This is a genomic window from Bradyrhizobium sp. CCBAU 53351 (assembly GCF_015291745.1).
Taxonomy (GTDB): Bacteria; Pseudomonadota; Alphaproteobacteria; order Rhizobiales; family Xanthobacteraceae; genus Bradyrhizobium.
The window spans coordinates 122,638-142,107 of sequence record NZ_CP030060.1; the positions used below are offsets into that span (position 1 = coordinate 122,638).

The 19,470-nt window shown below is 59.6% G+C and carries 19 protein-coding genes and 2 pseudogenes; 12 read left to right on the top strand and 9 right to left on the bottom strand.

Going from position 1 to position 19,470, the window contains the following annotated elements:
* The first annotated feature begins 27 nt into the window (after positions 1–27).
* From pyk to XH83_RS35590, 5 genes are all read left to right on the top strand, one after another.
* The gene (pyk, locus tag XH83_RS35570) at positions 28–1,440 is read left to right on the top strand and encodes a pyruvate kinase (RefSeq protein ID WP_128929736.1); all 1,413 of its coding nucleotides are present in this window, start codon (positions 28–30) and stop codon (positions 1,438–1,440) included.
* A gap of 132 nt (positions 1,441–1,572) precedes the next feature.
* On the top strand, positions 1,573–2,580 hold the full coding sequence (locus XH83_RS35575) for a PAS domain-containing protein (RefSeq protein WP_128929735.1): 1,008 nt from the start codon (positions 1,573–1,575) through the stop codon (positions 2,578–2,580).
* A 268-nt stretch (positions 2,581–2,848) separates the two neighbouring features.
* A complete protein-coding gene (locus XH83_RS35580) occupies positions 2,849–3,130 on the top strand; it encodes an aldehyde dehydrogenase family protein (protein WP_164934311.1) in 282 nt (93 codons plus the stop codon).
* A gap of 273 nt (positions 3,131–3,403) precedes the next feature.
* Entirely contained in the window at positions 3,404–3,781 is a 378-nt protein-coding gene (locus tag XH83_RS35585; protein ID WP_128929733.1) for a CidA/LrgA family protein, read from the top strand.
* A complete protein-coding gene (locus XH83_RS35590; protein WP_128929732.1) occupies positions 3,778–4,500 on the top strand; it encodes an LrgB family protein in 723 nt (240 codons plus the stop codon). Before XH83_RS35585 ends, XH83_RS35590 begins: the two co-directional genes overlap by 4 nt.
* Before the next feature lie 706 nt (positions 4,501–5,206).
* On the opposite strand, the gene istB is transcribed toward XH83_RS35590, so the two are convergent.
* The 3 genes from istB to XH83_RS35605 all read right to left on the bottom strand — a co-directional run bounded on the left by istB (position 5,207) and on the right by XH83_RS35605 (position 8,843).
* The gene (gene istB / locus XH83_RS35595; protein WP_128955095.1) at positions 5,207–6,049 is read right to left on the bottom strand and encodes an IS21-like element helper ATPase IstB; all 843 of its coding nucleotides are present in this window, start codon (positions 6,047–6,049) and stop codon (positions 5,207–5,209) included.
* On the bottom strand, positions 6,046–7,536 hold the full coding sequence (gene istA / locus XH83_RS35600) for an IS21 family transposase (RefSeq protein WP_128929730.1): 1,491 nt from the start codon (positions 7,534–7,536) through the stop codon (positions 6,046–6,048). Before istA ends, istB begins: the two co-directional genes overlap by 4 nt.
* Before the next feature lie 281 nt (positions 7,537–7,817).
* Positions 7,818–8,843 (bottom strand): IS110 family transposase, encoded by a 1,026-nt coding sequence (locus tag XH83_RS35605; protein ID WP_164934317.1) that lies wholly within the window; start codon positions 8,841–8,843, stop codon positions 7,818–7,820.
* 330 nt (positions 8,844–9,173) lie between these two features.
* On the opposite strand from XH83_RS35605, the gene XH83_RS35610 reads away from it, so the two are divergent.
* From XH83_RS35610 to XH83_RS35625, 4 genes and pseudogenes are all read left to right on the top strand, one after another.
* Positions 9,174–9,458 (top strand): hypothetical protein, encoded by a 285-nt coding sequence (locus XH83_RS35610; RefSeq protein ID WP_128929728.1) that lies wholly within the window; start codon positions 9,174–9,176, stop codon positions 9,456–9,458.
* 194 nt (positions 9,459–9,652) lie between these two features.
* A pseudogene (locus tag XH83_RS35615) lies at positions 9,653–10,771 on the top strand (IS630 family transposase).
* A gap of 122 nt (positions 10,772–10,893) precedes the next feature.
* The gene (locus tag XH83_RS35620; protein WP_232995654.1) at positions 10,894–11,043 is read left to right on the top strand and encodes a DUF2274 domain-containing protein; all 150 of its coding nucleotides are present in this window, start codon (positions 10,894–10,896) and stop codon (positions 11,041–11,043) included.
* 439 nt (positions 11,044–11,482) lie between these two features.
* Positions 11,483–12,115, top strand: a complete 633-nt coding sequence (locus XH83_RS35625) for a hypothetical protein (RefSeq protein WP_128929727.1) — start codon at positions 11,483–11,485, stop codon at positions 12,113–12,115.
* 86 nt (positions 12,116–12,201) lie between these two features.
* Here XH83_RS35625 and XH83_RS39935 read toward each other — a convergent pair whose 3' ends face one another.
* The 4 genes and pseudogenes from XH83_RS39935 to XH83_RS35635 form a co-directional block, all read right to left on the bottom strand.
* A complete protein-coding gene (locus tag XH83_RS39935) occupies positions 12,202–12,471 on the bottom strand; it encodes a zinc ribbon domain-containing protein (RefSeq protein ID WP_232995653.1) in 270 nt (89 codons plus the stop codon).
* Between the two features lie 96 nt (positions 12,472–12,567).
* Positions 12,568–12,798, bottom strand: a pseudogene (locus XH83_RS39940) (recombinase family protein); the annotation flags it as partial.
* Positions 12,699–13,442, bottom strand: coding sequence for a recombinase family protein (locus tag XH83_RS39945; protein ID WP_232995596.1), 744 nt, complete (start codon positions 13,440–13,442; stop codon positions 12,699–12,701). The gene XH83_RS39945 and the pseudogene XH83_RS39940, both read right to left, overlap by 100 nt.
* Complete coding sequence (locus XH83_RS35635) at positions 13,435–13,602, bottom strand: DUF2309 domain-containing protein (RefSeq protein ID WP_164933827.1); 168 nt, start codon at positions 13,600–13,602, stop codon at positions 13,435–13,437. The genes XH83_RS39945 and XH83_RS35635 overlap by 8 nt, the downstream gene beginning before the upstream one ends.
* 366 nt (positions 13,603–13,968) lie before the next feature.
* Here XH83_RS35635 and XH83_RS39950 point away from each other — a divergent pair, with 366 nt between their 5' ends.
* From XH83_RS39950 to XH83_RS35645, 3 genes are all read left to right on the top strand, one after another.
* Positions 13,969–14,223 (top strand): hypothetical protein, encoded by a 255-nt coding sequence (locus XH83_RS39950; RefSeq protein ID WP_232995652.1) that lies wholly within the window; start codon positions 13,969–13,971, stop codon positions 14,221–14,223.
* Positions 14,189–14,758, top strand: coding sequence for a maturase (locus tag XH83_RS35640; protein WP_232995595.1), 570 nt, complete (start codon positions 14,189–14,191; stop codon positions 14,756–14,758). Before XH83_RS39950 ends, XH83_RS35640 begins: the two co-directional genes overlap by 35 nt.
* Before the next feature lie 446 nt (positions 14,759–15,204).
* Positions 15,205–16,002: an effector protein NopP gene (locus tag XH83_RS35645; RefSeq protein ID WP_276575808.1), complete on the top strand. Its 798-nt coding sequence runs from the start codon at positions 15,205–15,207 to the stop codon at positions 16,000–16,002.
* Positions 16,003–16,912: 910 nt separating this feature from the next.
* Here the strand turns inward: XH83_RS35645 and XH83_RS39955 are convergent.
* Entirely contained in the window at positions 16,913–17,134 is a 222-nt protein-coding gene (locus tag XH83_RS39955; protein ID WP_232995594.1) for a tetratricopeptide repeat protein, read from the bottom strand.
* A 216-nt stretch (positions 17,135–17,350) separates the two neighbouring features.
* Positions 17,351–19,468, bottom strand: coding sequence for a type III secretion system export apparatus subunit SctV (gene sctV, locus XH83_RS35655; protein WP_128929726.1), 2,118 nt, complete (start codon positions 19,466–19,468; stop codon positions 17,351–17,353).
* Positions 19,469–19,470 lie beyond the last annotated feature (2 nt).

Genomic DNA, 19,470 nt, shown 5'->3' on the forward strand with positions numbered 1-19,470 from the left:
TAGCCCATTGCACAGGATTCAATTTTGATGCGTCGTTCGCGCCACGCCAAGATCGTCGCAACCCTCGGTCCGGCCACAACCGAGGCTAACAAAATCCGTGATCTCTATCTTGCAGGCACAGATACCTTTCGCCTGAACTTCAGCCATGGCAGCCAAGACGACCACGCGCGCGCGTTTTCGGCGATCCGCGCGCTCGAGCAAGAGTTCGGCCGTCCCATCGGAGTGCTACAGGATCTGCAAGGCCCGAAAATCCGGATCGGCTTGCTTGAAGAGGGCAAGCTATGCCTGCATGCTGGAGAGAGCGTCCGCTTTGTCCTCGACGGAGCAAGAGGTGGAAAGCAGGCAATCCCTCTGCCGCATCCGGAAATATTTGCAGCTGCGCATCCAGGCCAAAAGCTGCTCATCGACGACGGCCGTGTGCGCCTGAGCGTCGAAAGACCGGGCGATCGCGAAATGGTCGCGCGCGTCATTGTCGGCGGCCCGATCCGCGATCATAAGGGCGTAAACCTGCCGGGGGCGTCGCTCGATATCTCGCCCCTCACCAAGAAAGATCGCGCCGATCTCGCCTTCGGCCTGGAGCTCGGTGTCGACTGGGTTGCGCTGTCATTTGTTCAGAAGCCTTCAGACCTGATCGAGGCGCGGGCCCTCATTGGTGAAGCAGCGGGCCTCGTCGCCAAAATCGAGACGCCCATGGCGCTTGATCGCATCGACGATATCATTCAGTTGTCAGACGCTCTCATGGTCGGGCGCGGTGATCTCGGGGTCGAAATCCCCCCAGAAGACGTGCCTGGCCGGCAAAAAGAACTCGTCCGCGCCTGCCGGCTGGCCGCAAAGCCCGTGATCGTCGCAACCCAAATGCTCGACTCTATGGTGGCGGCGCCGACGCCAACGCGCGCGGAAGCCTCAGATGTTGCGACCGCCATCTATGATGGCGCCGATGCCGTGATGCTGTCAGCCGAATCGGCAAGCGGCGCCTATCCCATCGAGGCCGTCGCCATGATGGATCGCATCATCAGGAGTACAGAGCAGCATCGTCTCTACCGGTCCCTGATTGAGGCCTCACGAGTTGACGAGGAGAATACGCCTCCGCATGCGGTCGCTGCCGCGGGTGCAGATCTTGCAGCCACCATCGAGGCCAAAGCCATCGTCGGCTTCACAGCCAGCGGGACGACCGCGGCCCGCATCTCGCGCAAGCGGCCGCCGGTTCCGATCCTTGCTCTGACGCAGGATGAAAACGTGGCGCGGCGCATGTGCCTGTTGTGGGGCGTACACAGTGTGGTGGCCAGCGATCCCTCTGGCTATGAGGAAATAACCCAGATCGCCGCCGTGGCGGCCCAGCGGGAAGGTTATGCGCGGTCGGGCGACCTGGCGGTGGTGGTTTTTGGCCTGCCATTCGGACATAGAGGCGCGACAAACAATCTCCGCGTGGCTGCCTGCTAAGAAGGACAAGGTCATTTGCCGTGAACCGTCGGGCGAGGCGTCTTGGTTGCGGTCGGGAGGAGGGCGAGGCGTCAAAGATGATCGCGCGCGAGATGCACCGAACTCGGCCCCAGGTCCGGCCAGGAGCTCACATTGCCTGACTTCGAGAGCGGCCTCAGCCTTGCAAATGTCCTTCCATTCTTGGAAGAGAAGCTCTCTGTCGGACTGTGGCGCAGCGACGGCAACGGCCAGATGCAATGGTCCCGTGGCCTTTATGAGCTATTTGGGCTGGATCCGCGTCGAACTACGCCAGCATACGCGGAAATCGAGAAAAGGATTCATCCCGATGACCGCAGCAGCATGCGCTGTTTCGGCGCACGGGAGCTCAATCGATCGTTGCTCGAGGGTGAATTTCGTGTCATCCGTCCGAACGGAACTTTGCGCTGGATCCACGGCCGGGCCGAACCGCTGCTCGATGAGGCCGGCAAACCAGAGTGCATTCTTGGGCTCGCGCGCGATATCACTGAACAGCGCAATCTCTTGGACGCGCTCAAAGTAGAAGCGGAGCGCTACAGGGCATTGGCTGAGATCTGTCGGGGTTTCCCATGGACAAGCAGTAGCGATGGTCGCCTCACTGCAGTTTCCAATGCGCTAGAGACTGCCGAAGATCATGGATCACGTTTCAAGGACTGGATCGGTCTCATCCATGAGGATGACCGCGAGGCAGCTCTAAGAGAGTGGGCGGTCTCGGTCGAGACAGCGCAGCCTTATAACGTCGAATGTCGCTTGCGCCGGCCGGACGGCATCTATCGCTGGCACCAGGGCGCGGCGGTGCCCCTCAAGAACAGCGAGGGTGGCGTTCGAGAATGGCTCGGCACGTGGAGCGACGCACACCATGATATACTCGCGCGGGAGCGAAGAGGGGCCTCAAAGGTCACGGGGAGGCAACTGCGTGCAGCGCGTGGAATGTTAAACTGGTCGGTAAAGGAGCTAGCGGAGCGAGCGGGCGTGTCTTCCGCGGTCATTCGGCGGCTGGAGGAGTACAATGACACTCCCCAGATGTCTGATGAGCTGATGGAAACGTTGCGGAAGACGTTTTCTGAAGCGGGAATCGAATTTACGTTCCCTGTGGTTGGCAAGCCCGGTGTCCGGCCGCGATAGCCGGTGCAGACCCAACGGCCTCTGATGACTACTCCCCAGCTCTCTTTCTCGTCTAGCTACCCCGAAACTTCGGCGAACGCTTCTCAGAGAACGCGTTCATTCCTTCCTGGTGGTCGCAGCCATGGTGAAGGCATAGCGGATTGCCTGCTGCTCGAATTCAATGCCCTATCAAGAAAGGTCTGAAATGTGGCGAGAAGGGCCGACTTGGCGAACTACGATAGAAGCTTGGCGCATCAAGGTCGGAAATGTGTTCGAGAAGGATACGCGAATGGGGGACAACTCGCCAATTCGCGGCTGGCCGATGCGATGGAGAGCTTCGTTGCCGGCGCTGTCAGTCCAGCGCGGCGCATTCTTGCAGACCGATGGCAAGCGCATTGGCAACGAAGGGTTCTTCGTCGAGTCAACGGTCCTGACGGGGACCTCGCCCGAGGCGTGTATCATGAATGAAGAGTCGTTTGGCCGCTCGCGCCAGATCATTGCATTCAAGAGCTACGACGAGGTCGCCGAGGAGGCCAATCGACGGCTTGTGCCTTCGGGGCCGACCGCTTGAAAGCGGTATGGTGTCCATCAAATACCTAGCTTGGCGCTTTCAGAAGTCCCGTTCGGAAACATCAGGGATTCCAGCTACGGTTCGTAAGGCGGGGTGGAAGCAATCGAGGGATATCTCAGTACTAAGTTCGTGATCCGGGCGAGCACCTGATGTGGTCAGAAGCCGTCTCGGACTTGAGCAAATCGAAGAAGGGGCGGTCGGTTCTCGACCACGCGGCCATGGACAATTTTTCGGTAGCTCCTCCTGATATGAATGTGCCGCTCAGGGTGTTTCATGCTTGCAAGTCTCAGTCTTATCTTGCTCTGCCAACTCGCCGGCGAAGTCATCACCCGGGGCCTCGGCCTACCGCTGCCAGGTCCCGTGCTCGGGCTCCTGCTCTTGCTGATTCTGCTGCTTGCCCGTGACAGATTTTCAAGCATCGCTCGAGGCCCACTACGAAATAGCGGCGTGGAAACAGCAAGCAAGGGGCTGCTCAAGCATCTGTCGCTCCTGTTCGTCCCAGCCGGCATTGGCGTCGTGGAAAAGCTCGATCTCCTCGCGACGCACGGGCTCGCTATAATATTGATCCTTGCTGTCTCGGTCATGGTGACTTTGCTTGCGACGGTTCTGACGTTCCGCCTTATCAGTCGGCTGTTCAGCGAGGCACCGTGAAGGACAATCCGTTCTCCCTCTGGGTCTATCTCTCGCAATCCCCGTTGCTTTGGTTGACGGTCACCTTGCTGGTCTATGCAATCGCGGATGCCGTGTCGCTTGCGCTTCGCCGTCATGCCCTTGCCAATCCCGTGCTGCACGCGGTCTGGATCATCGGCGCGTTTCTATTCGCAACTGGCACGCCGTATGCGATCTATTTCGGCGGAGCGCAGTTCGTGCATTTCCTGCTCGGCCCGGCAACCGTCGCGCTCGCGGTCCCGCTATACGAAAATCGCAAGATTGTCCTTGCCTCGATCGTGCCGATGCTGGCAGCGCTCGTTGCGGGCTCGGTCACGGCCGTCTTCTCGATTGTGCTGCTTGCGGAGGCTGCCGGCCTGCCTCGCGAGGTGATCCTGTCCCTTGCCCCGAAGTCGGTAACGGCCGCGGTCGCAATGGGCATCAGCGAAACGCTGCAGGCGGATCCGTCTCTGACGGCAGTCGCGGTCATCCTCACCGGGATCATGGGAGCGACCGTTGTCACGCGATTGATGAACCGTACCGGCATCACCGATTTTCGGGCTCGTGGCTTTGCGGCAGGAATCGCCGCGCACGGGATCGGCACCGCGCGAGCATTTCAGGTGGACGAGGTGGCTGGCGTGTTTTCTGGAATTGCTATGAGCCTAAACGCACTAATCACATCTTTCCTCGTACCGCTAGCGCTCACAGTGCTAATGAGATGAGCGTCGGGTTTTTGTATCGGCTCCGCACTAGCTCGCTATCGATCTTGATGGTTGATAGCGTCACTGGCCCGATCTTCACTGGGCCGGGGCAGTCCACCCTACGCACTCACAGAATAGGTTCCTTGAACCCAATCGCGTAGGAATGGACGCCCCGGCGCTGTGAGCGCAAGTGCGGCTGCCTCCTGAACCGGATATTTGCCACACAAGCCTGCAATTTGAATTTACTACTCGTGGGCAACGATTGGTACCATGCAGCGCCCGACGCCACGGAAGCTGTCGTTGGCTATCGCCCCCGCCCATACGGCCATAGTGCTGGACGCATTTACTCGCCGTCAGGGACGGTTTGCAGGGATTCCGACGGCGACAGTTCCAACTGAAGCTGTCCGATCTTGTCGACAAGTCCTCACGAGATGGCTGAAGGCCTGGAGGTGTCGCGCCATTGCCCGTTTGCCGCCCGGAGTGCACGCACTTCATCGGACTCGCACGAGCCGGAGAGTGACAACTACATCGTCCTCAACAAGGGATTTGATCTTCCATGGCAGAATTGGAAAGTATAAGACCGGCGGGGATATCGCAGGTATGCAGGTATGGCGCGACAATCAGGATGAGAGCGGCGCGTCAATCAAGATGAGACGAGGCGGCCGAGTCAGAAGATAATTGACGCTGGCTGCGGGCTTGGCAAGGCTTGATTGACGCTGCGCGACAATCAAGCGGCATTGCCAGCGTCAGTCACCGCCTTCTCGAGTTCATTTGGAGTGGCGTGAACCGGCGGCCGGCCTGGACCGCGCCTGCGATCGAGAGCAACTTTTCGACGGTAGCTCTCGACGTTCATCTCGAGGATCGTGGCGTGGTGCACCAGGCGATCGATCGCCGCCAGTGTCATCGCCTGATCGGGGAAGATACGCCCCCATTCGCCAAATGGCTGATTGGCCGTGATCAGCAGCGAGCGTCGCTCGTAGCGGGAGGCGATCAGCTCGAACAATACGCTGGTTTCCGCCTGGTCCTTGCTCACATATGTGATGTCGTCGAGGATCAGGAGGTCGTAGCGGTCAAGCTTGGCGATTGCGGACTCCAGCGCCAGCTCGCGCCGGGCCACCTGCAGCCGCTGCACCAGATCAGTGGTACGTGCAAAGAGAACGCGCCAACCGTCCTCGACGAGAGCCAGGCCGATCGCTGCGCCGAGATGGGTCTTGCCGCCGCCGGGTGGACCGAACAGCAGCAGATTGGCGCCGGTCTTCAACCAGACGTCACCGGCGGCGAGCGCCATCGCCTGTGCCTTTGACAGCATAGGCACGCTCTCGAACTCGAACGTGGCGAGCGTCTTGCCGGCGGGCAAACGCGCTTCCACCATGTGTCGTTCGATGCGGCGGCGGGTGCGATCGGCTGCCTCGTGCTCGGCAAGGGCCGCAAGGAAGCGGGCGGCGGGCCAGCCTTCCTTGTCCGACTGCGCGGCGAGCTTCGGCCAGATCGCCTTGACGCCGGGCAGGCGCAACTCATTGAGCAGCAGCTCGACGCGGGCGGCATCGATGGAGGTAGCTCCGCTGGTCATGCTGCTCCTCCCAGGTTCGAGTGGGCCGACACGACGCTGACGGAGGCCAGCTCATCGTAGACGTCGAGCGACGCCAGCTTGACGGCGACACTCGGGATCGAGGCCGCCTCGGGTCGGAAGCGATCGCGCAATGCCGCAAGATCGGGTAACCGTCCGGCATCGAGAGCGGTCGCGATCGCCTCGGCGAGCTCGGCTTCGCAGGCTCGCTCATGGGCCAGAGCCAGAAGCTCGACCGTCACCTTGCAGGCGCGCCGGTCGTCGCCATGCTCCCGCAAGGTCTCGAAGAGGCGCTTGTAAGCCGCGCGCGGGAAGAGCTGATCGCGATAGACGAGATTGACGAGCGCCATCGGCTTGCGCCGCAGGGCATGGATGACGTGCCGATAATCAACGACATGCCCGCCGTGGTTCTCCGACACAGGCCGCCCGCGCCGCAGCGTCCCGACCGGCGTGACGCCGAGGAAGCATTCGAGCCGGTCGTCGAAGATGCGCACACGCAGGCGATGGCCAATCAGTCTTGAAGGCACAGTGTAGAACACGCGCCGCAGGATGAAGCCGCCTGACGACGTCACCGGGATCACCTTCTCCTCGAAGTCGGTCGTGCGGCCTTTCGGCAGTGGCGCCAGTGCTTCCTTTTCGAGCGCGATCCGCTTAGCGAGGTTGGCGTTGCGCCGGCCGACAATCTCGTCGACAAAAGCCCGGTAGGCATCGAGACTGATGAAGTCGCGCGTGCCCCGCAGCAACAGCGCATCCTCCAGCGCTCGTTTGAGATGACCGTGCGCGCTCTCGATCGAGCCGTTCTCGTGTGCAATGCCCGCATTGTTGCGCGTTGGCGCCATGCCGTAGTGGCCCATCAGCGCGGCGTAGCGCTGTGTCAGATCCTCCCGCGCGTCGGCCGCCAGATTGCGGAATGCTGCCGACAGGCTGTCGCTGCGATGCTCCCGCGGAACGCCGCCGAGCGCCCACAGGGCGTTCTGCAAGCCCTCGGCCAGGGCGACGAAGCTTTCGCCGCCGAGCACGACATGGGCATGCTCAAAGCCGGAGAACGCCAGCCGGAAGTGGTAGAGCCGGTGATCGAGCGTCTCACCAGCAATGGCAATGCCGAGCGGGCTTGTATCGGTAAAGTCGGACAGACCCAGACGACCGGGCTCGTGCTCCTGGCGGAAGATCACGTCCTGTTCAGGGCCATTGAGCGCCCGCCAGGCATTGATGCGCCGCTCCAGCGTGCGTCGGATGTTGGGGTTGAGGTCGGGATGCCGACGGCGCAGCTCGTCCAGCACGCCGATCACGCGGATGCCGGGCGCAGCCTTCAGGATCGGAACGATCTCGGCGTCCCAATAGGGCACGAGCGGATCGGACCGTCGCCGGCCTCTCGGCACCTTCTTCTGCGATGGCAGGCGCAAATCGTCCTCGATCCGATACGCGCTCGCTTTCGAGAACCCCGCCTTGGCCGCCGCGGCCTCGGGAGACAATGTCAGTCGGTAGGTCATGTACAGCCTTCTGTGGTTGCCGCCCGCAATGCAAGAAGTTTCTGACCCTTTGGCGTGTGATCGAGTGCGGTCTTCTGTCAGGCCTTCCTTTACGGCATTTTCAGAAGCCGCTGGCCGGTATGGTGATCCGCGGACCAGGTCCAATTCTCATCTCCGAGCACGTCGGCTCTTTGGCTCTAGCTGGTTTCCTGATCCAGATCTGTTCGATCGTTGCGCCCATTCGGGTCGTCGCCTTCTCACACCCCCTTCGCCAACGTCAGGCTATTTCGTGCTGCATGCAGTCATGCCGTCACTGCCTGCGCTGGGTTCCGATAATCCTCCTTCCGGGTGAGCATGGCCCAAATCGTCCGAGCCATCTTGTTCGCCAAGGCGATCGCCACAAGCATGCGCGGCTTCCTCGCCAGCATCTGCGCCAGCCAGGATCCGCTAGGGATCGACTTGCGCCCGAGCCAGTTCAGCCGCGACATCGCCCCAACGATGAGCAACTGGCGAATGTCCGCCTGTCCTTCCTTCGAAACGCGTCCGAGCCTTTCCTTTCCCCCTGAGGAATGTTGCCGTGGGACCAAGCCGAGCCAAGCCGCGAAGTCTCGGCCACGTCGAAAGGCCGCCATGTCGGGCGCGAAAGCCTCGATCGCGAGTGCGGTCAGCGGGCCGACCCCCGGCATTGTCTGCAGCCGCTGCGCCGTGACCGTCCGCGTCGCCAACTTCTTGAGCTGCTCTGCCTTGGCATCGATCCGCTCCGTCTTGTAGGCGATCTGATCAATGAGACTCCGACATTCCTCGCGGACCAGTTCTGGTAGATCGCTGTTCGGATCTTCGAGGATTGCGTCAATGCGTTTAAGTTGTTCGATTCCTTGCGGGATGATATGGCCGAATTCGTAGAGAACAGAACGCAGCGCATTCACCAGATCGGTGCGCTGATGAACAAGGCGCTTCCGAGCCCGAAAGAGCACTGCCCTGGCCTGCTGTTCTTCCGATTTCGGCTCGACGAAGCGCATCTCGGGGCGCTGTGCCGCGATCACGATTGCTTCGGCATCAGCCGCGTCGTTCTTTTGGCGTTTCACAAAAGGCTTCACATATTGCGGAGCGATCAGTTTCACTTCATGGCCGAGCTTGACCATCTCCCGTGCCCAATAGTGGGCGCTGCCACAGGCTTCCATCACCACCACTGCCGATGGGTGGCCCGCCATGAACTTCCGAAACTGAAGCCGCGACAGTTTCTTTCGAAATTTCAAGTGTCCCGCCATTGACGCCCCGTGGAGCTGAAACACATTCTTGGCTAGATCCACTCCGATCACCGTATCCATCAATTTGCCGTCCTCTTCGCTTCGGGGTTCAAACACTGCGTTCTTGGCACATTACGATGCCGTCTGGGGAGGGCGGCAACCATCCCATCTCATCTGGTGGTCGGTGATGTGAAGGCCAGGCAAGGCATCGATTCCCTCTTGTCGAGACGAATCAACAGCTTGCACCAGCCGCACCCAGCCGCCAGACCGGTCCGAAAAACGCGACGCCGATGGGAACGGTCCTCCGGTCGGGCTACGCCCTCCCTTCGGTCCGTCCCCATCCGCGCAGTCTCATCCTGATTGTCGCTAAGGTCTCACCTTGATCGCCGCCGCCCATGCAGGCGAGGAACCATGATCTTATATACCTACTCACGCGAGATTGAGCCGAACGAAGATCGCTGGAAAGACACAGGAATCCAGAGTTTCTTTTTTGCAGAGCTGGAAGAGGTGCGACAGATCGTTCTCGAACTCCGCGAGGAAATCGCCTCGGATGAGGACAAGCAGCCTTCATGGAGTCCAGTTCGCATCGAGCGGATTGAACTCCTCGCTCCGACAACGCAGAACGTCCTGACCCTGCTCAACGAGGGGATCGGACCGCTGATCCGGCGCTATGAAATCGTGGAAACCATTGCTTAAGTCGAGAGCTATCCGGCCAATTCACACCCGCGCAGTTGGCAGCCTCCCTTTTTTTGCAGTCGCGTTGCAACGACTGTTCGCCAGATCGGTGAAGTAAAACTCTAGTGTCCTGAGTCACAAGTTCGCAATCGTAGATTCGCATTAGATTCGCGTCGCTGTGCCAAAGATGGCGGCAAACAGCGACGGAGTCTCCGATGGCGGTCCAGCAACTTGCCCCCCTGATATTGAGCGATGACGAGCGCGCCGAACTGACGTCGCTGACGAAGCGGCGGAAGACGGCGCAGGCGCTGGCTTTGAGAGCCCGGATCGTGCTGACCTGCGCGGAAGGTGGTCAGAACAAGGACGTGGCGGCCAAGCTAGGCCTGGAGCGGGGCACAGTAGGCAAGTGGCGACGACGTTTTGTGGAGCAGCGCGTGGCCGGGCTGCATGATGAGCCGCGCTCCGGCGCGCCTCGCACGATTGACGACGCCCGCATCGAAGCCGTGATCGTGAGAACGTTGGAGAGTTGCCCTGAGAACGCCACTCATTGGAGCTCCCGGGACATGGCGAAGGCGAGCGGCCTATCCGTATCGACGGTACAACGCATCTGACGGGCCTTCGGCCTCCAGCCGCACCGGATGGAGACGTTCAAGCTCTCGACCGATCCGAACTTCGTGGCCAAGGTGCGCGATGTCGTAGGCCTTTACGTCTCGCCGCCGGCACACGCCATCGTTCTGTGTGTAGACGAAAAGTCGCAAATCCAGGCGTTGGACCGCAGTCAGCCGATGTTGCCAATGCGTCCCGGCCAGCCGGCCCGAAGGAGCCACGATTACAAAAGACACGGCACCACATCGCTGTTCGCCGCCCTCGACATTGCGACCGGACGGGTTATCGGCAAGTGCTACGGACGGCACCGTGCCGCCGAGTTCCGCAAGTTCTTGGACGAGATCGAGGCCGCTGTGCCCCGCCAACTCGACGTCCATCTCGTCATGGATAACTATGCCACCCACAAGACTCCGCTGATCCGGAAATGGCTGGCTAAACGGCCGCGCTGGCATGTGCACCTGACCCCGACCAGTTCGTCATGGCTCAATCAGGTCGAGCGCTTCTTCGCGCTTCTTACCGATAAGAAGATCAGGCGCGGCGTCTATCGCAGCGTAGCCGCCCTCAGGGCAGACATCGCCTCATTCATCGAACGACACAACGCCGATCCGAAACCGTTCCGATGGACCAAATCCGCCGACGACATCCTTGCTTCCATCGAGCGCTTCTGTCGTTACAGCGCCCCGGAAAAACAAGACCCGATGTTGCGAACTTCTGGTTCAAGACACTAGGATAAGACCTCCTTCAACGCTTCGGCCAACCTCGTCATCGTGTGGATGTCCGGCGACCGTCTTAGCAACCAGACATCACAGGCATGAAATAGCCCCGTTAGAGGCCGGACAACGCGGAAATTCTGACACGGAACCGCAGCGCGACGCCAACAGAGCCCCCTAAATTGATTCCTCCCATGATCGAGCGCTTTGTGGCGACCGACCGCGCCTTGCGATGTCCCCAGCGAAGTGACACTCATTCCGTCCCTCGAGCGGCCGAGAGATCCGGTTAGCGCTCGCGAAGCAGGTCGAGCAACCTGCGCAGCGATGAACTACCTTTTAAATCAACAGCTTAGAAGGCGTTGGGGCGCAGAGTCGCCATTTCTGATCAGTTATGCAGAGGCTCTCGGAATTTCCTGTTCTACCAAACGCAACAATCGGGTGTTGCGTATCCCCGCAACTAACGGTTCTTGCGAAAGGCAGACACTCAAAAGCTCGGCTTCGGAATGGACGCAGGGCTTCTGTTCGCGGCGAGCCGGCGCAACCCATCACCGTTCAATTTCCGATAAATGTCGGCTGCCGACTTGTGGTGAACGCCAGGGCGCTTTCAGCGCATCTTGCGTGCTTAAGAGGAAACCGATTGAACAACTGCTCTACTCGGGGCCGTTGGTAACGCGACGTCCCTGGTGCGAACGGCAAGTTCCTTTGACTTCGCGTGATCGACGAGCGAGCTTGAGAGGCTGGCGACGCCATGGGCACGACACGCCCCTCCTGTGGATCGTCAGCCCGAGCACAATCGAGCTTTACAACGGCTTTGGCCGGCCGCTTGCACAAGGCGATGCGGAAGCTAACCGACTCCACACGTTCAAGATCATCGCTAGCGAGCTAACCGCGCTGGACGAACTCGCCGGGCGCCTCGCAATGGAGAGCGGCCAATTCTGGCTTCGAAACGATTCCATCAATCGGAAGAATACCGTCGATCAAAGGCTTCTGTCCGATCTAAGCGCTCTCGAGCGGGACCTCGTCGCTGATGACCTAGAGCGAGGCATCGCTCAAGGTCTAATCGGCCGAGTAATATTTACCCAGTATCTCGTCGACCGCGGTATCGTAGATAAGCGCAAGCTCAAAAAACATTGCGGCGAAGACACGTTGCCTGACGCCTTACGCAATACGACGTCTTCGCACGCGTTATTTGCATGGCTTCGCGCCACGTTCAACGGAGACATGTTTCCAGCCTCCATGCCAATGAGCCGCTTGCGCCATAAGCACTTTGTTCGGTTGCGGACTTTCTCGAAGCCATTGACCCGGAGACTGGGCAGCATTCGCTATTTCCATACCGCTTCGATATCATCCCCGTTGAGCTGATTAGCTCGATCTACGAGCAGTTTGCTCACTCACACAACGACAGCTCACGCGGCCCCCGACACTAGCGCACGAAAGTTAGGTGTTCACTACACTAGACTTCCCGTCGCCTCCCTCTCGGCGGTGAGTGTCGCGGTCAGTTTGGCGGGCTCCAACGCGGCAATGAACGCCCGGGTGATGGCGTCATCGACCTGAACGCCGCCGATATTGAGGCAGTAAACGCCTCGGTTCTCGACCAGCACTTTGCCAGCACAGTGATAACCTGGCGAAGAATTGCGTCCGCGATAGTGGGTGTGCAGGCGGCGGCCGCAATGGCCGCAACTGACAAGACCTTGCAGGAGGGCGTTGCCCTCTCTCACGGCGCCGCCGCCCTTGTGCGGCTGGGGTCGCGTGTTCGCGGCGAGACGTTGCTGATTTGCTTCATAGGTCTGCCAGTCGATGAACCCTGGATGATGCTCGGGGATGAGAACCTGCCATTGGGAACGCGGCAAGAATCGAATCCGCCTCTTGCGGGCACCAGTGCTAAAGAGAATCGTCTCTTGACGCGTTTTGCCATAGATATAGGCGCCGACATAGACGGGATTGGTCAAGACCTGGTGGATGGCGGTGTAGCTTGCCTCGACCCAACGGATCTGGGCACGGGCGTGCAGCTGCAGCGGGAACGTGAGCCCCTCGGAACGAAACCAGAGCCAAACGCGACGCGCCGATCCCATCTCGGCAAAGCGTGCAAAAACACTGCGAATGGCGATGACGACAGCTTCGTCAGGATGGAAGCGGACCTCGCCATCAGCCTCGCCCCAGACGAAGCCGACCGGCAGCCCGCGGCGCAGTTCACCCCGCGCCGCCTTGTTGCGGATTCGCCGTTGAGGCGAGCCCGCAGCACGTGCAGTTCGGCTTCGCTCATCGTGCCTTTGAGCCTCAACAAGAGGCGATCGTTGAAGACGGCCGAATGATAGATGCCGTCGGCATCGCCGATCAGCGTGTCGGTAAATCCGGCCAGATCAATCAGGCGGTACCATTCGGCGTTATTGCGCGCGAGCCGCGAGACTTCGAGACCGAGCACCAGGCCCACGCGCGCGAGCGCCACTTCGGCGGTGAGGCGGGCAAAGCCCGAACGCGCCACCGAGCCCAAACCGGAGAGGCCAAGATCCTCGTCGATAACGATGATGCGTTCATCGGGCCAGCCGAGGTCACGCGCTTTGCCGGCAAGCGCATATTGCCGGTCGGTTGATTCGCGGTTGTGCTCGACCTGTGCGGCGCTGGATTGGCGCAGATAGACGAAAGCCTGTCGAGAGAGATGACTTGACGTAATCTTGACGCGCTCACTCATCGCTTGCCTCCATCGCCAGGTCGTCCGGGAGCAGGCGTGCAATGAGGCGCGCCAGAATCTCGATTGCCGCCATGCGGGCGGCTTCGTCGATTTGGTCCCACGCTGCTGGCGCGCTTGGTGGAACATCGGGCTGATCGAAAAACTCCAGGTTCAATTGCATGGCGACTCTCCTTGCACGGCGCCGACTCGGCACCCCCGATGCAAAGAGCGTCGACGAGCTTGCGCAAGTGGAGCAAATCACCGAGCCTGCCGAGATCGTGGACAGCGTCATCGGTCGGCGGCGTGCCTCCAAGCGGCTCAACCTTCCAATCGGTCCAACTCGCCGGAATCAACGACCGACTGCCATCTGGCAGAACTGTGAGGAGATAGCGGACGCCGCGCCGCCTAATGGTGCCGATCACGGCCAACGCCTGACCTTCGAATGCGTGACGCTTGCGCGTGATCGTCACCGAAGCTGGGATATCATGGCGATGGGTAGTGTGTGGCCGCTTCCTTCGACTCGGTCGACCACGAGTGGCTGTTGCGGATGCTGGCGCACAGGATCGCCGATCCTCGCATTCTACGGCTCATTGGGCTGTGGCTGCGGGCCGGTGTTCTGGAGAGCAGCGAGAAGCAAGAAACGGACAGGGGTACTCCGCAAGGGGCGGGCATCAGCCCGCTCCTCGCCAACGTCTTCCTGCACTACGTCCTCGATCTCTGGGCCCACCAATGGCGCCGTCGCCATGCACGCGGTCGCACCGTGCGCTATGCCCGACGACTTCGTCATGGGCTTCGAGAGTAAGGCGGATGCGCAGGAGATGCTCTTGGCCCTCAAGGTGCGGCTGGCCAGCTTTGGCCTGATGCTTCATGAGGGCAAGACGCGGCTGATCGAGTTTGGCCGGTTTGAGGCCCTCTCGCGTCAGCGGCGCGGCGAGCGGCGGCCCGAGACCTTCGCCTTCCTCGGCTTCACCCACTACTGCGGGCGGACCCGGGACGGCCGGTTCATGGTGAAGCACAAGACGGACGGGAAACGCCTGACGCGCAAGCTGACGGCGTTGCGCCAGGACGCCTGGCGGCTCATGCACGAGTCACTGGCCACGCAGCACCAGTGGTTCGCCGCTGTTCTGCGTGGACACTACGGCTACTACGGCAGGCCGCACAATTATCCAGCGCTCAACGGCTTCTACCGCGAAGTGCGTCGGACGTGGATGCGCTGTCTGAGACGGCGTAGCCAGAAAAGTCGGCGCATGGGCTGGTCGGAGTTCGAGACCCTGACGACACACTTCCGTCTGCCCGGTCCGGGCATCACTCGCACTTGGGCGCAGGCGCGGATATGACGCGGGTTACTCTCGGGAAGAGCCGGGTGCGGGAAAGCCGCCTGCCCGGATCTGTGAGGGCGAAAGCCAAATGGCTGAGCTACTCGACCACGATCCAAACAGGCCAAGTAAGATCTCGATCTAGAGCCTGTTGTTTCTCCCGAATCGACATCGTCAGAGGGGAATTGTCTGATTTAATCCTATGCTGAGGAGGAGCGAGCTTGGATGATGCAACTCTATTCGGAAGGTCCTCGCCCTAGCGGAGGCGAGGCCTGTTCGTTACGGCGCTCATCAACCGGTTCCGAGGCATGGCGCCGAAACTGTACTCGCTGACCAGCACCGCGCAGCAGCAGGTCCCTTCCATTTATAGGCTGGTGTCAGAGTATGGACAGCTTAGGGGTCTACGAGTGGGTTGGTCAGCGGCCCGACACAATGCAAGACATGTGAACCATAGGAGAGTGCTCATCATGTACGGTCGAATCAACAATTTTTCCGAGAACGAAACTTATTATCGGCAAGATGCGGAGCATTCGAATTGCGAAAGCCAAGACTTCGCGGACGCGTTCGCTAGAATGCAGTTGCAAGATTCGGCCGGCAGCTCATCTTCGCATCCGCAATATGCCCTCCTTGCAAGGCCACCCGTGGTTGAGATCGATCAAGCGACATTCAGGAGAGAGGCGCGGAACTATCATGGGGAAGCTATCAATCGAATCGCCAACAATCCTCACGAATACTCTGAGCTTGTATCTGAAAGAGCAAGGCGCACGGTAGAGGTTGCCGAGAAGTACGCCGTCAGAAGAGATTCCGAGGACGCCCGATACTACAGCTACCAGTTAGGAAATATGAGCGTCGGCCTGCAAAGGACTGAACGCGGATTCAGCATGACTGAGTTCGAAAGCGGTAGGTGGCGAGACCAGTTCCCCGGAAGAAGTGAAGTCACCTCAGTTGTCGACTTTCAGGTGGCTCATCCGCTTGTCACGAATGCTGGCGATATTCTGCTCGAGCACCAACTTCGGCAAGACGGCGAACGACCGTTGGTGAATTGGCGTCCTGCTAATCCAGAAGCGAAAGCCCGCGCGCAAGCAATGGGGTTCGTTGAAGTGGATGAGGACGACATGGTGCTCGATCCCACCCAGTCCGGAAAGTGGGAGCTAAACAGCGATGGTGAATGGCAACGTGCAACTAGTTCTCGGCGCTATCTCTCCAAAGCGGACAGTGATACTGAAGCTGCAGCAGATTCCGACGAGGACGGTGACTTTATGTAGCGCGGATCTGCAAGCGTTCGTGTCGCGGCGGGCGGTGGAGCAACGTAAGTCGACATTGTCGGCTTACGTTGAGTCCTCGGCGGGTCGAAGCCGACCGCTTTGACCGGATGAGATCCCTGGTAACAACCGCACCGTGGTCTATGAGAGTTGCGCGGCGATGATAGCTCAACAAAAGCCCCGGCTTCGAGCCGGGGCTTTCCATTTGCATCCGGAGAGGAGGAATCATTCGCGGATTGACGCCATGGGGGCCACGCGTCATCGTGCCGGTTTCCAGCCCAGTCGCGGTGTGCGCCAATGTCCACCATCAGAACGGTCCAAAGTGATTTCCGTTTGAGGAGCGAATCTGATGGTGTGTCTTCGGCCGTTTCGATCGAAGACGCCAAATCTGGAGAGATGTCGAGCCACCTCGTGCTGAGCATACCATCAAGTTGTTCGTCGGCGGCCGGTGCGACAAGCAATGCGAATTGCTTGCGTCGTGCGTAATGTTTCTTCGGCGTTGCTGTAGAGAAAAACCAGCAAATGCTCTCTCCATCGCATACACTAGGTCGCTGGAAGACAGACATGAGTGTCAGAACCAGCACACGCAATCCCAAGCCTCGGGGATAAGAGAGCATCTGCACATTGACTCGCGACTAACCCGTTAGCCGAAAAAGGACCCCAGCGGATGCAGGCTGAGCCGTGCTCAACCTACCAAACCCTGCAGGAAATGTATCGTTAGCGAGCAACGGCGCTAGCGAGATTGCGCCCCCTGATGGGCGGCTAAAACTGCTGTAGGCTCGCGCTTCCTGTTTTGGCCTTCTCATTAAGTACGAGCGACAGCTTTAAGTTGTTGCGCAGCATCGGATTATCGAGGGTCGTTGCGAGAGCTTGCCGATATAGCGCTTGTGCTTCACGGTGACGTCCTTCACTGTCAAGCACAACTCCCTTCGCAATTCAGGGCGCGCAGGTCTGCAGGGACCGCGAGCAAGACCTTGTCGAGGACATCAAGCGCCTCATCCGGGCGCTTGCGCACCAGCAGGGCACGCGCCAGAGGAATCGCCGCATTGACCTTGCCCGGTTGTTGTTTCAACGTTTCGCGAAAAGTCTCCTCGTCAGCGTCCGCTTGGAGAGCGTAGGCAATGCGGTCGCGCATAGCAGGATCGATATCCTTGTCGCCTAGCGTTCTGGAGCGGTCTCTTGCTGCGATGAAGGACTGGGCTTAGGCGAGCTCGCGCAGCCTCCGAGTAGCAGAATGGCAAGCGGAGCGAGGATGGCTGAGTATAACTTCGGATCAAGTGAGAACAACCGCCGCCAGACATTCATTTTACATAAATTCAACTGCTATCTCACGACCACTGCTGTGCCTTTGTTAGCTGGTTGCGGCGATCGGGTCACGACGCTCTCCTGGGGAAGTCTTATGTTGTGAAGCCTCTAGCTTGACGGATCCAATCGGCTGAACCGTAAAATCCGCAGCGAGATCCTGATACGAAAGAACAGGAAGGTCGATCCCGTTGCGGGTGAGAAAACCCCGGACGAAACGCCGGATATCCATCGAACCCAGAATGACGGGTTGGCTCTGACCGCGTGCGATGCTCGAATGGATCTTGCGAAACTGCGAAAGCAGCATCTCGCTATCGCAATCGTCCAAAACGAGATAAGGACCCACGGCGGTGTCGCGCACCGCACCGCGCACGATATCCTCGGTGTGGCGCTCTACGATAAAGGCTGCCACGACACGGTGGGCGTTGGCATAGCGATGACAGATCTGCCGTTTCAGACCGGAGCGAACATATTCGGTAAGCAACACAACATTTTGTTCGCGCTCACTCCATTCTGCCAACACCTCCAGGACCAAGCGAGTGTTGCGAATTGGGATGCCCTCGTCCAGTAAGCGGCGCAGGACATCGGCGATCCGGGGAACCGGCATCGTGCGCAGCACCTCCTTCACCAGATCGGCATATTCCTGCTCCATTCGGCCCAGCAATTGTCGGGTCTCCTGAATGCCCACCAGGCGCTGTGCATAGCGCATCAATGTCGACTGGACGCGCAAGGCGACGACTTCGCTCGGACGGTGATACCCTATCCCGGCTGCTTTGAGAGCCGGCGCATGAAGTTGTTCGATCCAAATCCGATTTGTCTCTACGTCTTGCCGAAAGGGGATACCGCTCAATTCAATATTCGCTACGTCGTCGTTGAGCATGAGTTGCGTCGGATCCACAAAATCTCGCCCAACGGGCACTCCCTCAACGTCTACCCTGAATTGCGATTCAGGTAAAAGCTGGTCTATCTTGGTTGGTATGCGCGGAATTGTGATACCAAGATCAGATGAGACCAGTGTCGATATTCGCACGATTGCCTGCTCGAGTTCCTCTTTGTCGATTGCACCTGCAAGGTTTGGTGCGAGGAACAGCGCGATTGGAAGGGCCTCTGCAGGCAAGGTCTGTTTCTGACCCTGCGATGGAGCTTGAGGCGTACCGGCGCTACTGACCTCCGTCTTGGCGGCGTTCTTGGCGCGCTGCACGCCAACATTGACAAAGCTCGCCGCGCCGAAGAGTACGGCCAGCATGATGAACGGAGGCAAAGGGAAACCCGGTACGAGCCCCATCACAATCAGGACGCCGGCGGCCAACCGCAGCGCTTGCGTGCTGGCCGTCAGTTGGCTGACAATATCGCCACCCAGATTGAGCTGCAAAGGACCATTGACACGAGTGACAATGGTTGCAGCCGTAATTGACAGCAGCAGAGCCGGGATCTGCGAAATTAGCGCATCACCTATGGTGAGGATCGTATATTGATGCAGCGTCTCCTCCAGGGGCATGCCCTTGGAGAGCAAGCCGATTGTGATGCCGCCCAGCATGTTAATGCAGATAACTATGAGCCCGGCGATGGCGTCGCCCTTCACAAATTTCATAGCGCCATCCATAGCGCCGTGAAGTTGGCTCTCTTGCTCCAGCGCCGCTCGCCGACGGCGAGATTCGTTCTGATCGATGTGCCCGTTGCGCAGTTCCGCGTCGATTGCCATCTGCTTGCCCGGAAGCGCGTCGAGCGTGAAACGCGCCGACACTTCTGCGACCCGTTCTGCGCCTTTGGCGAGAACCATGAATTGCACCATGGTCACAATGAGGAATATGACGATGCCAACAGCGATATTGCCGGATATAACGAAATCGCCGAATGTATGTATGATGCTGCCGGCATCCCCCTCCGCAAGAATCAACCGCGTCGTCGCGACGGTAAGCGCTAGGCGAAAGACGGTCGAGATCAGGATGACGCCTGGCAAGGACGAAAAGTCAAGCGGCGTCTTGAGATACAGGGCCACCATCAGCAGCAGTATGGCAAAGCCGAGGTTGAAGCCGATCAGCATGTCGATCAATACGATCGGGATCGGCATGATCATCATTCCGATCGCCAGAAGAAGCATCAACGCGACCATCAAATCTGGGTTAGCTGGTGCGCGCACGATGAGACTATGCAGGGTATTGGCCATGA

What these genes read in the sequence shown, in the direction of transcription:
- XH83_RS35640 (WP_232995595.1), top strand. Translation starts at nt 14,189, where the DNA reads ATGCCCGACGACTTCGTCATGGGCTTCGAGAGTAAGGCGGATGCGCAG.
- istB (WP_128955095.1), bottom strand. Translation starts at nt 6,049, where the DNA reads ATGACCAGCGGAGCTACCTCCATCGATGCCGCCCGCGTCGAGCTGCTG.
- XH83_RS39950 (WP_232995652.1), top strand. Translation starts at nt 13,969, where the DNA reads ATGCTGGCGCACAGGATCGCCGATCCTCGCATTCTACGGCTCATTGGG.
- XH83_RS35610 (WP_128929728.1), top strand. Translation starts at nt 9,174, where the DNA reads ATGATCTTATATACCTACTCACGCGAGATTGAGCCGAACGAAGATCGC.
- pyk (WP_128929736.1), top strand. Translation starts at nt 28, where the DNA reads ATGCGTCGTTCGCGCCACGCCAAGATCGTCGCAACCCTCGGTCCGGCC.
- XH83_RS35605 (WP_164934317.1), bottom strand. Translation starts at nt 8,843, where the DNA reads ATGGATACGGTGATCGGAGTGGATCTAGCCAAGAATGTGTTTCAGCTC.
- XH83_RS39945 (WP_232995596.1), bottom strand. Translation starts at nt 13,442, where the DNA reads ATGAGTGAGCGCGTCAAGATTACGTCAAGTCATCTCTCTCGACAGGCT.
- XH83_RS39955 (WP_232995594.1), bottom strand. Translation starts at nt 17,134, where the DNA reads ATGCGCGACCGCATTGCCTACGCTCTCCAAGCGGACGCTGACGAGGAG.
- XH83_RS35585 (WP_128929733.1), top strand. Translation starts at nt 3,404, where the DNA reads ATGCTTGCAAGTCTCAGTCTTATCTTGCTCTGCCAACTCGCCGGCGAA.
- XH83_RS35645 (WP_276575808.1), top strand. Translation starts at nt 15,205, where the DNA reads ATGTACGGTCGAATCAACAATTTTTCCGAGAACGAAACTTATTATCGG.
- XH83_RS35635 (WP_164933827.1), bottom strand. Translation starts at nt 13,602, where the DNA reads ATGCAATTGAACCTGGAGTTTTTCGATCAGCCCGATGTTCCACCAAGC.
- sctV (WP_128929726.1), bottom strand. Translation starts at nt 19,468, where the DNA reads ATGGCCAATACCCTGCATAGTCTCATCGTGCGCGCACCAGCTAACCCA.
- istA (WP_128929730.1), bottom strand. Translation starts at nt 7,536, where the DNA reads ATGACCTACCGACTGACATTGTCTCCCGAGGCCGCGGCGGCCAAGGCG.
- XH83_RS35580 (WP_164934311.1), top strand. Translation starts at nt 2,849, where the DNA reads ATGGGGGACAACTCGCCAATTCGCGGCTGGCCGATGCGATGGAGAGCT.